At 68.4% G+C, this 12,139-nt stretch carries 8 protein-coding genes; 3 read left to right on the top strand and 5 right to left on the bottom strand.

All coding sequences use genetic code 11. The annotated features are described in order from the left end of the window. Positions 1-79: 79 nt before the first annotated feature. Together ACR652_RS04240 and ACR652_RS04235 are read left to right on the top strand one after the other, a co-directional pair. The gene (locus ACR652_RS04240) at positions 80-412 is read left to right on the top strand and encodes a hypothetical protein (protein WP_434505275.1); all 333 of its coding nucleotides are present in this window, start codon (positions 80-82) and stop codon (positions 410-412) included. Between the two features lie 178 nt (positions 413-590). Beyond that, positions 591-1,457 carry a hypothetical protein gene (locus ACR652_RS04235; RefSeq protein ID WP_434505274.1) on the top strand — a complete coding sequence of 289 codons (867 nt, stop codon included), beginning with the start codon at positions 591-593 and terminating at the stop codon, positions 1,455-1,457. A gap of 310 nt (positions 1,458-1,767) precedes the next feature. On the opposite strand, the gene ACR652_RS04230 is transcribed toward ACR652_RS04235, so the two are convergent. After that, positions 1,768-3,066 (bottom strand): MgtC/SapB family protein, encoded by a 1,299-nt coding sequence (locus tag ACR652_RS04230; RefSeq protein WP_434505273.1) that lies wholly within the window; start codon positions 3,064-3,066, stop codon positions 1,768-1,770. A 117-nt stretch (positions 3,067-3,183) separates the two neighbouring features. On the opposite strand from ACR652_RS04230, the gene ACR652_RS04225 reads away from it, so the two are divergent. Beyond that, entirely contained in the window at positions 3,184-4,356 is a 1,173-nt protein-coding gene (locus ACR652_RS04225) for a pyridoxal phosphate-dependent aminotransferase (protein WP_434505272.1), read from the top strand. A 125-nt stretch (positions 4,357-4,481) separates the two neighbouring features. On the opposite strand, the gene ACR652_RS04220 is transcribed toward ACR652_RS04225, so the two are convergent. From ACR652_RS04220 to ptsP, 4 genes are all read right to left on the bottom strand, one after another. After that, positions 4,482-7,517, bottom strand: coding sequence for an Rne/Rng family ribonuclease (locus tag ACR652_RS04220; RefSeq protein ID WP_434505271.1), 3,036 nt, complete (start codon positions 7,515-7,517; stop codon positions 4,482-4,484). 639 nt (positions 7,518-8,156) lie between these two features. After that, positions 8,157-8,429 carry a hypothetical protein gene (locus ACR652_RS04215; RefSeq protein WP_434505270.1) on the bottom strand — a complete coding sequence of 91 codons (273 nt, stop codon included), beginning with the start codon at positions 8,427-8,429 and terminating at the stop codon, positions 8,157-8,159. 122 nt (positions 8,430-8,551) lie between these two features. After that, positions 8,552-9,622, bottom strand: coding sequence for a peptide chain release factor 1 (gene prfA, locus ACR652_RS04210; protein ID WP_434505269.1), 1,071 nt, complete (start codon positions 9,620-9,622; stop codon positions 8,552-8,554). 81 nt (positions 9,623-9,703) lie between these two features. Continuing rightward, complete coding sequence (gene ptsP / locus ACR652_RS04205; RefSeq protein ID WP_434505268.1) at positions 9,704-11,968, bottom strand: phosphoenolpyruvate--protein phosphotransferase; 2,265 nt, start codon at positions 11,966-11,968, stop codon at positions 9,704-9,706. Positions 11,969-12,139: the final 171 nt, after the last annotated feature.

The following is a 12,139-nucleotide window of genomic DNA, read 5'->3' as shown; positions in this document are numbered from 1 at the left end:
TGGCTCCCGGGGTGTGTCCGCGAAGCTCCTTCAGGGTGATGTCGCAAGTCTCGTCGATGAGCGAGAGGATCAGGCATTTATGCGCATCAATGCGCGCGGACATCGTGATCTTCGCACCCGACTGCGGCGGCGCTTTCATCGTCAGGGGGCCTGTGCGCCCATCGTTCATTGGAATAAACGCCTCGGGCTTCCTGCCCTCGCCGAAGAGCGCCAGTTACGCCGCCACAGCGCGTTACGATTGAACATTGAGCGCAAGAGACCACCCGTTGATCACTTCTCGGATCGCGGGCTTTTTGCGCGGCGACTCCTCTTTTTGCATCGATGTCACAGGCGAAAGCGCGATATTTTGATACAAGTCAAAGCACAGAGTCTCACGAAAAATGAGCATCCTCATTGGCAAAACCTCAAGTGAAATCCAAGCCTTTGGCGCAGTGACAAATTTACCACGGCCCTATCCAGAGACGGAACGGAAACATTCTGTCACTGGACTTGCCTGGTCCTATCCAGCCAATTGTCACGGTAGATGGCGGGCGCGAATCGCCATCGGTTTCGCATCCAGCGAAATACGATCTTCAGATGGGAATCTGTCCATGAAAAAGCTCTCTCTTGTTGCGATTGTCACGGTCCTCGCGGCCCCGGCCTTTGCTGGCGACGTCGGCGTTTCGGTTGGCCCGAACTTTTCCCAGGCCAACGGCGTGAATATTGGCAGCGTCACCAACATCGGCATCAACAACCTCGGCGCGGTCGTCCAGAACGTTGGCGTCGTCGGCGGCGGCGCTGTCCATCTCGACCAGGGTGCGATCAACCAGGAGCATGCGCACGTTGACATCGCCCCGGGCGCCTTCACGATCGGCAGCCTCGTGGGCTCCGGCAACGGCGGCACGGGCGGCGATGTTCACGTGATTGCCGTGAACGCGGCCGTGGCTCTGTCGGATAACTCCATCGACCAGGGCGGCGTCGCCGCGGCTGTGGCGATCCCGGTCGCGGTTGCGGGCCAGGGCGTTGCTCTGCAGGACGCGAATCACAACTTCATTCCGGTTAACGCCGGCGTTGGCGTCGGCAGGAACTCGGCCGACGCGACCGGAACGGCTGTCGCTGTGCAGGGGAATCTCGCCTCCCAGAAGTCCATCACCGTCGCGGGCGCCGCTCAGTCTGGCATCGGCAACGGCATCGACGCCAATGGCGGCAATGGCGCGGCCTTCATCGTCACGATCGGCTCCAACAACACCAACATCTCCAACACCTCGGTCTCCAAGATTGACATCAACTCGACCGTCAACGTTGCTGACAAGGGTGGCGTCGCTGGCGGAAAACTGGTCGAGGGCTCCTTCAACACGGCGGACTTCACGAACGTTGACGTGACCAAGATCAACGACTCGTTCAACGGCAACGCCGTTGCGGTCGGTGACTCGACCGCGCTGGCCCTCACTGCCAATGGCAACAAGCTCGGTCACTAATCAGAGCGCGGAGCGCCGTTCGCTTTATCAGCGTGACGGCGCTCTGCTGCTATGGCGCCCGCTAACCGCAAAGGGTCCACGAAATTGCGCGCAACGCACTCGTGACCCTTTTCGCACCACGGGCGCAATCGTTATTGCGATGTGACGTCGCATCAAGAATACAGGGTCCTTGATGTGTAATTGACCCCCCAGCTGCGCCGCTGGGGGGTTTGCTTTAGCGCCCTACCATACGAAAATGCTTAGCCGCAGCATGGCAAACTCTGCGAAGAGTGCGACGGGCCACATTGCAAAACCTGATCAGAAGCGACAGCTAGAATCCCGACGGAAGCGGCAGCAAGGCAAGCGCCGCGACGCCGGCGCCAAGCGCCAGAACCGAGGCGATGGCGAGCCGCGCGCCCATCCCCGCGCCGGCCATGACCCACCCCATGGCCACCTTGACGATGGTGTTGGAGACGATGGCGATGAGCACCGCGACCGCCGCGCCAGCCGCGCCAATCTCGGCCGCGCCATGCCGCGCCATGGACAGGGAGATCGCGTCGACGTCGGCGAGGCCGGACAGCGCCGCGAGCGCGAAGACGCCAGCGCTTCCGGCGATCCTGGTGAGGATCCGGGAGAGGATCATCACCGCCGCAAGCAGCGCGCCGAATTTCAGCACGGCGGGGAGGTCCAGCGGATTGCCCGCCGTCGCCGGATTGCTGTCGTCGTCGCTGTGCGCCTCGCTGCGGCGGATGACCAGCCAGCCGGCAAGCAGATAGACGACGCCGACCGCGATCAGCGGCGCCGCGAGGCGAAGGCCGAATTCCGGATTGACGACGACGAGCACGGCGAGGACGCGCGGACCCATCACGGCGTTGGCGAAGAGCGCCCCCGCCGCGAGCACGCCGACATCCCCCGGCTGCTCGCAAGCCAGACGCGACATGGCCGCCGTCGTCGCGGTGGAGGAGGCAAGGCCGCCGGCAAGGCCGGCGACGGCGACGCCGCGCCTGTATCCGACCGTCTTCACCGCCACATGGCCGGCGAAGGAAATCGTCGCGATCAGCACCGTCAGCAGCCACAGTTCGTGAGGGTTGACCGAGTCCCAGCGATCCACCGGGTGGTCCGGCAGGATCGGCAGCAGGATGAAGCTCATGACCAGCAGCACGAGGCCGGAGCGCAACTCGTCCCAGGTGAGCTTCTGCACCCAGTCGTGCATGAAGCCCTTCGCGGCGAGCAGCGCCGTCGTGGCCACGGCCGCCGCCGCCGCCGCGACCTCGTCGCCGGCGACCGCGAAAGCCCCCAGCGCATAGGCGAGCATCATGGCGACCACCGAGGTCGCGCCGAATGTCTTCTCGTGCTCGATCTCCCTGTAGCGGTAGGCCGACATGACCGCGCCGAACAACACGAAGGACAGCCCCAGCGCCACCGCCCCGGCGTCATGCGCATATTGCACGGCGACGGCGCCCCAGACGCCGCCGAGCAGAGCGGCGAGCCCATGGGTGCGCACGCCCGCGGTGCGCTCGCCCTCCTGCTCGGCGCGGGCGCCCCAGCCGCGTTCGAGACCGATCAGCAGGCCGATGGCCAGCGCGTAAGCGAGGCGCCGGATCAGTTCGGCCGCGCCCATTTCGAACATGTTGAAAGGCCTTCCCGAAAAAAATGCGCTGCTCGCGCAAAGCGGCGCGGCGCAGTAGAGACATGCGCGAACGCCGCGCTCTTATCAATCCGGCGTCCCGCAACCGAAAGGCACAAAATGTCGCGCCTGCGCCCGTCCCGCCGATCCGGCGTCGCTCCCTTCATGGCCATGGAGGCTCTGCGCGAGGCGCGGGCGCTGGAGCGCGCCGGGCGCCATATCGTGCACATGGAGCTTGGTGAGCCCGGCGCGCCTGTTCCCCGGCGGGTGCGGGAGGCCGCCGAGGCGGCGCTCGACTCGGGCGCGCTCGGCTATGGCGAGGCGCTGGGCGACCACGCCCTGCGCGCGCGCATCGCCGGCCATTACCGCGCGCGATATGGCGTCGACGTCGCGCCCGACCGCGTGATCGTCACGACCGGCTCCTCCGGCGGCTTCATGCTGGCGCTGATCGTGGCCTTCGATCCCGGCGCGCGCATCGCAGTCACCGCGCCGGGCTATCCGGCCTACGCCAATATCCTCTCCTCGCTGGGCCTCGAAGCCGTGCCCCTGCCGATCGGCGAGGCGACGCGCTTCGCCCCGACCGCCGCCATGCTCGAAGCCGCCCACCGCGAGAAACCGCTCGACGGCGCGCTGCTGATGAGCCCGGCCAATCCGACCGGGGCGATGATCGGGGCGCAGGAATTCGCGCGCATCTGCGCCTTTTGCGAGGATACGGGCGTCGTTTTCATCTCGGATGAGATTTACCACGGGCTCGAATATGCGGAGCCGGCGCAGACGGCGCTCTCCTTCACCCCGCACGCGATCGTGGTGAACTCCTTCTCGAAATATTACGCCATGACCGGCTGGCGGCTCGGCTGGCTCGTCGCGCCCGAGGAGTTGATGCGGCCGCTCGAACGGCTGCAACAGTCGCTCGCCATCTGCGCCCCGACGATTTCGCAGCGCGCGGCGCTCGCCGCCTTCGACGCGACCGACGAACTGGAAGAGAACCGCGCGGCCTATGCGCGCAACCGGGCCTTGCTGATCGAGCGGTTGCCGGCGATGGGGCTGGAGCGTTTCGCGCCGCCGGACGGCGCGTTTTACTTTTATGTGGACGTCTCGGCCTTCACGGCGGACTCGATGGATTTCTGCAAGAGGCTGCTGACGGAGGCCGGCGTCGCGGCGACGCCGGGACTGGATTTCGACCCGCGGCGCGGCGGGACCGCCGTGCGTTTCTCCTACGCTGGCGCGGAGTCAGAGGTCGCGGAGGGCGTGGCGCGGCTTGCGGCGTGGCTCGCCTCTCGACGCTGGCTGTAAGCCAATCAGCCCCTCCCTGTCCCTCCCCCGCTCGCGCGGGAGAGGGGACGTTCACGATCAGCGCTCTGGATGAAGGCGGTGGCCTGTCCCCTCTCCCGCGAAGCGGGGGAGGGTTGGGGAGGGGGTCACTCCCCCGACGGCGCCCGGCGCTGCCACCAGCCGCCCTTTTTCGGCGCGGCCGGATCGGCGCGGGTGATGACGACCTCGCTCGAGTCCTGCGGCGGCTCGGTCGCGGCCTCGGGCTCGGCGACGTCGGGCTCCAGCGCGACGATGGCTGCTTCGGCGCTCACCGGCGTCTCGCTGACGACCGGCGCGGGCGCCGCTTCGGCCGGCGCGGCGGCTTCCGGCGCCGTCGCTTCCGCCGTCACGACGAAGGGCAACGCAGGGGTCGCTTCAGGCGCCGTCTCCGGCGCGCCAGCCTCGGCGGCGGGCGCGGGGCTCGCCGGCTCGGGCATATGCGCCTCCTGCGGCGAGACATGCGCCGCCGCGTCCTGGGCGCCCTCGTCGAGCGGGAACAGCGCGGTCGGATCGCGGAACTCCTCCGGCAGCGGCGCCGAACGCCGCCAGCGTCCGGGTCCGCGTCCACGGCCGCGCGGCGGACGCTCCTCGCGCCCCTCGACGGGGGCGGGCGACCCTTCGATCGCCGCCATCAGCGCGAGCCCCTCGTCGGAGGGCTGCTCCGCGCCCGGCGCGAAAATCGTCTCGCCATTCGAACCGCCCCTGCCGCGCCGACGACGCCGGCGACGCGAGCGCGACGCGCCCTCATCGCCATCATCGGCCGTGGCCGCGCGCTCGCGGCTCTCCCTGCCTTCGCGGCTCTCGCGGCCTTCGCGGGGCTCCCGGCCTTCGCGGCGCCTCTCGGCCCGCGGCTCCTCCCCGCCGGCGGCGGCCTCTTCCTCCTCCAGCGCCTCCTCTTCGAGGATCTCCTCGTCGAGCGGCTCGGCGCGGATGGAATCGACGCGCAGCGGCGCCGGGGCCGTGGCCACGCGCGGCCCGCTCGCCAGCTCGCCGCGCTCCAGCGCGTGATAATTGGCGCCGGTCAGCGTGTCGTCGGCGGCCACCGTGATGTGGACGCCGAAGCGGGTCTCCAGCGAATGGAGATGCGCGCGCTTCTGGTTGAGGATGTAGAGCGCGACGACGCCCCGCGTGCGCAGGGTGACGTCATGCGCCGCGCTCTTGATCAGCGCCTCCTCCAGCACGCGCAGCACATGCAGCGCGATGGAGGCGGTGGAGCGCACATGGCCGGCGCCCGCGCAATGCGGGCAGGGCACGGTCGACCCTTCGACGACGCCGGCGCGGATGCGCTGACGCGACATTTCCAGCAGGCCGAAGTGCGAGATGCGGCCAACCTGGATGCGGGCGCGGTCGTTCTTCAGCGCGTCCTTCAGCCGGCGCTCGACGGCGCGATTGTTGCGGCTCTCCTCCATGTCGATGAAATCGACCACGATGAGGCCGGCGAGATCGCGCAGGCGCAACTGGCGGGCGACTTCGTCCGCCGCCTCCAGATTGGTGCGCAGCGCCGTGTCCTCGATATTGTGCTCGCGGGTGGAGCGGCCCGAGTTCACGTCGATGGCGACCAGCGCCTCGGTCTGGTTGATGACGAGATAGCCGCCCGACTTCAGCGTGACGTGATTGGAGAACATCGCGTCGAGCTGGGCCTCGACCCCGGACTCAGCGAAGATCGGCGCCTCTTCGCGGTGCAGCTTCACGTTTTTCGCATGGCTCGGCATGAGCATGCGCATGAAGTCCTTGGCCTCGCGATAGGCGTCGTCGCCCGAAACGACGATCTCCTCCACGTCGCGGCCGTAGAGATCGCGGATGGCGCGCTTGATCAGCGAGCCCTCTTCATAGACGAGCATCGGCGCGCTGGAGCGCAGCGTCAGCTCGCGCACGCTCTCCCACAGGCGCAGCAGATATTCGAAATCGCGCTTGACCTCGGCCTTGGTGCGCGTCGCGCCCGCCGTGCGCAGGATGACGCCCATCCCCTCCGGCACTTCGAGGTCGTGGACGATCTCCTTGAGGCGCTTGCGATCGGCGCCGTCGGTGATCTTGCGGGAGATGCCCCCGCCGCGCGCCGTATTGGGCATGAGCACCGAATAGCGGCCGGCGAGGGACAGATAGGTGGTCAGCGCCGCGCCCTTGTTGCCGCGCTCCTCCTTGACGACCTGAACCAGCAGAACCTGACGGCGCTTGATGACTTCCTGAATCTTGTACTGACGGCGCGGGCGGGAGACGCGGAAGGGCGCCTCGTCCATGGCGTCGCCGCCGATGTGCTCGACGTGCTCTTCCTCGTCGTGCTCTTCGTCGTCGTGGTCGTCTTCGCCATTTTCCTCGCGCGGCGCGCGGGCCTCCAGGGCCTCGCCCTCGACGGCGTCCTGGGCGCCGGCCTCGGCCCCCTCTTCCGCCTCCTCGCGGGCGCGCTCGCGCTCCTCGTCGCGCTCGTCCTGACGGCGCGCTTTCAGCTCATGGTCGGGAGCGGGCGTCTCATCCTCGAATTCCGCGGGCGCGCCCTCCTCCACCGAGCCGAAGCCCGAGGGATCGACCGAAATCGTGTGGTGAGGCTCCTCCCCGGCCGGCGTCCCGAGTTCCTCCGCCTCGTCGGCCGCGACGGACTCGACCGCTTCGGCCTCCACCTCGACGTCCGTCGGCGCGAGGTCCTCGGGCGCAACCGCCTCGGCGGCCTGCGCTTCGGCGGCTTCAGCCTCGCCGCTCAGAATGCCCTCGGCGGCCTCGATCAGCGCCTCGATGTCGACCGCCTCGCTCGTCAGCGTCTCGTCGCCGCTGGCGCGCTTTTCCGCGGCCTCCTGCTGGCGGCGGCGGGAGCGGCGGCGGCCGCCGTGCGGACGATGCTCCTCCTCCTCGTCCTGACGATGGGCGCGGCTCTCTTCCTCGAGCAGCGCCTGCCGGTCGGCGACGGGGATCTGATAGTAATCGGGATGAATTTCGGCGAAGGCCAGAAACCCGTGGCGATTGCCGCCATAGTCGACGAAGGCGGCCTGCAACGAGGGCTCCACCCGCGTGACCTTGGCCAGATAGATATTGCCGCGCAGGGGTTTCTTGTCGGCCGCCTCGAAGTCGAATTCCTGGACGCGGTTACCGCGAAGCACCACCACCCGGGTTTCCTCCGGGTGGGAGGCGTCGATGAGCATTTTGTTGGCCATGTGGGACTCTTTGGAGCGTGCGCTCGGCGGCCGGCGGGGCGCGCCGCCGTCCCCATGGGGACGCGGCGGCGGATCGGCATGGCCTGGGGGCGCAAACGCGTGTTGTCGGAGAAAGTGGGAAAGGCCGGAGGCCTGTAACGCTCTGGCCGGCGCGCGGGCCGGCCCACAGAGAGGCTGGGCTTGACGCCGGAGACGGGCCGAAGCCCGACGCCGGGGTGGAGAGCCCGATACGATGACGGTCCATGGAACGATGATCGCCGGTGACGCGATGATCGCCAATGGCGCGAACGCCAAGGCGCGCGCCCGGACGCGCGGCGACGAATCGGGACCACATCGCGCGGGGGCGCCGGGCGACGGGGGCCGTCGTTGCTACGCTGATCATGGGCTTGGCCATGAGATCGTCAAAAAACCTTTCGCGACGCCTTGCGGCGGCGAGTATGCGTCGCAGCCGGCCTGGGGCCGCTGGCGACGTGAGAGACGTCAGCCCATCCTGGAAAGCCGCTGGCCCGACTGGCGTGGCGCCCCCGAACGGGGCTGCGCCAGCGGACTCCCACGGAGCGCTGCTCCTTCATAGCGGTCGCTCATGAAACACGCAAGCGCCGCCGCTGCCCGTTCGTCGGCGGCGCCCGATGGCCGGCGTCAGTCGCAATAGCGGACACGGCGGAAGCCGACGACATCGCCCCAGTGGTTATAGACCGGACGGCGGGCGGAATAGCAGTCGCGGTAAACGACCTCGTGCTGGTGGTAGCCCCCCGACATGGCGCCGCTCGCGACCGCCCCCACGGCGAAGGCGCCGAGGCCAATTGCGGCGGTCTCGCCATCGCTCATGGCGGCGGCAGGGGCGGCGCCGAGGATCGTGGCGCCCGACAGGGCGGCGGCGAAAGCGGCGGCGGCGGCGATCTTCTTCGACATGACAGTCTCTCCTTTTGGTGTGTTCGCCCGGGCAGCCCGTGAGCGAATGAGGAGAGACTACCGATCTTAAGCTACGCTGTTTGTGCGCCCGGACACATTGCGGCGTCCGGGCCGGGCGCGCGTCAGGCGTCGCTCTGCGCCAGCAGCTTCTGCTGATGGTCGGTGAGGAGGCCGTCGATGATTTCGTCGAATTCGCCCTCCATCACGCGGTCGAGCTTGTAGAGCGTCAGATTGATGCGGTGATCCGTGACGCGCCCCTGCGGGAAATTATAGGTGCGGATGCGTTCCGAGCGGTCGCCCGAGCCGACCTGGCTCTTGCGGTCGGCCGAGCGCTCCTGATCGAGACGCTGGCGCTCGGCGTCGTAGAGGCGCGAGCGCAGCACGGCCATCGCCTTCGCGCGGTTGCGGTGCTGGGAGCGCTCCTCCTGCATCATCACGACGATGCCGGACGGAATATGGGTGATGCGGATGGCCGATTCCGTCTTGTTGACGTGCTGCCCGCCCGCGCCGCCCGCGCGCATGGTTTCGATGTTGAGGTCCTTGTCGTCGATGTCGACGTCCACCTCCTCGGCCTGCGGCAGCACGGCGACCGTGGCGGCGGAGGTGTGAATGCGCCCCTGCGTCTCCGTCTCGGGCACGCGCTGGACGCGATGCACGCCGGATTCGAACTTGAGCCGCCCATAGACGCCGCGCCCCTGAATTTCCGCGACGATTTCCTTGAATCCGCCGAGCGCGCCGGGGCTCTCGGAGACGAGTTCGACGCGCCAGCCTTTCAGCGCGGCGTATTTCTGGTAGGCGCGGAAGAGATCGCCCGCGAACAGCGCCGCCTCGTCGCCGCCCGTCCCGGCGCGCACTTCGAGAATGACGCCCTTTTCGTCGGCCTCGTCCTTCGGCAGCAGGGCCAGCCGCAGCGCCTGTTCAGCGGCGCCGAGCCGCTCCCGCGCCGCGCCGACCTCGGCTTCGGCCAGCGCGCGCATCTCGGCGTCGAGCGAGGCGTCGGCGAGCATGGCGTCGATGTCCGTCGCCTCGCGCTCGGCGTGGCGCCAGGCGCGGATCGCCTCCACCACCTCGTCGAGCGTCGCGCGTTCGCGCGACAGCGCGACGAAGGATTGCCCATCGGCGCCGCTCGACAGCCTGTCGCCGATTTCGTCATAGCGACGCAAAATGAGATCGAGCTTGTCTTGTGCGAACATCGTGGACTTCGTCGGAATCTGATGGGGGAGCGCGCGTTTCTTGCAGGCGATTTCTTGCAGGGCATTTCTTGCAGGGCGTCGCTACAGCGGCACGCCGCGCGCCAGCGCGAAGTCGCGCAGCTTCTCGCGAATGGACGGCGCGCCGTCATTGGCCCCGAGCAGCTCGGCCATGTAATCCTGCGTTTCGTCGAGATCGAGACCGAGGATCATCGACTTCACAGGGCCGATCGACGAGGGCGACATCGACAGCGAGCGATAGCCGACGGCGAGCAGGCCGAGCGCCTCGAGCGGGCGACCGCCCATCTCGCCGCACAGCGTGACCGGCGTGCCGGCGCGCCGGCCGGCGGCGGCGACGCGCTGCAGCGCGCGCAGCACGGGCGGAGAGAGATTGTCGTAGCGCTTGGAGACGCGCGTATTGTCGCGGTCCGCGGCATACATGTATTGCACGAGGTCGTTGGAGCCGACCGAGAGGAAGTCCGCGCGCTCGGCGATGAGGTCGAGTTCCCACAGGAGCGACGGCACCTCCACCATCGCGCCGAGCTTCAGGGTCTTCGGCTCCTCGTAGGCGTGCCGGCGCAGATGCTCCAGCTCGCGCAGGGCGATGGCCTTGGCCGCCTCGAACTCCGACACATTGGCGATCATGGGGAACATGATGCGCAAATCGCGCCCGGCGCCCGCCTTCAACATGGCGCGAAGCTGCATGCGCAGCAGCCCCGGCCGGTCGAGGCCGATGCGAATCGCGCGCCAGCCCAGCGCGGGATTTTCCTCGTCGATCTTCGCCATGTAGGGGAGGATCTTGTCGGAGCCGATGTCGAGCGTGCGGAAGGTCACCGGCCGGTTGGGCACGGCGTCGAACACGCCCCTGTAGAAGCGAAACTGCTCGTCCATGCGCGGAAAGCGCGGCGCCAGCATGAATTGCAGCTCGGTGCGGAACAGGCCGATCGACGCCGCGCCCGTGTCGTGCACATGCGGCACGTCGATGGCGAGCCCCGCGTTCATGTGCAATGCGATCTCGACGCCGTCCCTGGTGACGGCGGGCACATCCTTCAGGCTTGCGTATTGCTCCTGCCGGCGGGCGCGCAGCCGCGCCTTCTCGGCATAGGCGTTCTGCACGTCCGGCTGCGGGCGCACATGCACCTCGCCGGTCGAGCCGTCGATGATGATCGGATCGCCCGTCTCCACGACGTCGATGAGGCCCGGCACGAGGCCGACCGTGGCGATGCCGAGCGCGCGCGCCACGATGGCGACATGGCTCGACGGCCCGCCTTCCTCCAGCACCAGCCCGCGCAGCCGCGCGCGGTCGTAATCGAGCAGCGCCGCCGGACCCATGGTGCGGGCCACGATGATGGCGTTGTCCGGCACGCTGTCGCGGTCGGCCACGTAGCTCTGGCCAGTGAGCTGATGCAGCAGCCGGTTGGCGATGTCGTCGAGATCATGCAGCCGGTCGCGCAGATAGGGGTCGGTCTGGCGCTGCATGCGCGCGCGGGCGTCGCTCTGCACGCGCTCCACCGCGGCCTCGGCGGTGAGACCCGATTTCACCGCCTCCCGCAGCCGGCGCACCCAGCCCCGGTCATAGGCGACCATGCGGACGGTTTCGAGCACGTCGCGATGCTCGCCCGCGCCCATGCGGTCGCCATGGGCGACCAGCTCGTCGATGGAGGCGCGCATGGCGTCGACCGCCTGCTCCAGGCGGGTGAGTTCGCGCGAGAGATCCTCGGCGACGAGCTGCTTCACGACGACGCGCGGCTCGTGCAGCAGCACATGGCCGAGCCCGACGCCGTCGCACATGGGCGCCCCCTTGAGGATCGCGGGCCGGTAGAGGGCGAGGTCGCGCGGGTCCTGGATCGCCTGCAATTCGCCCGAGGCGATGAGTTCGGCGAGGAGCATCGCCGTCGTCTGGAGCGCCTCGACCTCCTCCTCGGAATAGACGCGGCGCACCTTGTTCTGAACGACGAGGACGCCGAGCGTCGAGCCGCCGCGCAGGATCGGCACGCCGAGGAAGGAGTGATAGGCCTCTTCGCCCGTCTCCGGCTTGTAGGCGAAGGCGGGGTGGTCCTGCGCCTCGGAGAGGGCGAGCGGCTCCGCGCTGCGGGCGATGAGGCCGACGAGGCCCTCGCCGGCGTGCATGGTGGTCTGATGGACGGCCTCGCGGTTGAGGCCTTCGGTGGCGTAGAGCTCGAGCCGCTGATCGGCGCGCAAAACGTAAACCGAACAGACCTCCGCGACCATATTGGCGGCGATCTGCACCACGATCTTGTCGAGACGCCCCTGCGCGCTCACCGACTCCGCGCTGATTTCGCGCAGGCGGCGCAGCAAAAGGCGGGGGCCGCCGAGGGCGCTACGCATCCGATCCATTCCCATCCACGCCGCGACGCCCGCGATCGGGCCGTCGCGAGAATCGCTGTTCACCCTTATCGGAAATCCGCGCGCGCCGCGCTACTGACATCCCAGAGCGTATATTGGCGGCCCCTGCCCTTCGCAAGCGCTGCGGACCTTCGGACGCAAAGACCATACCGC

The sequence above is a fragment of the Methylocystis sp. genome, assembly GCF_051061225.1.
Lineage (GTDB): Bacteria > Pseudomonadota > Alphaproteobacteria > Rhizobiales > Beijerinckiaceae > Methylocystis.
This window is presented reverse-complemented; position numbering and strand designations above follow the sequence as displayed.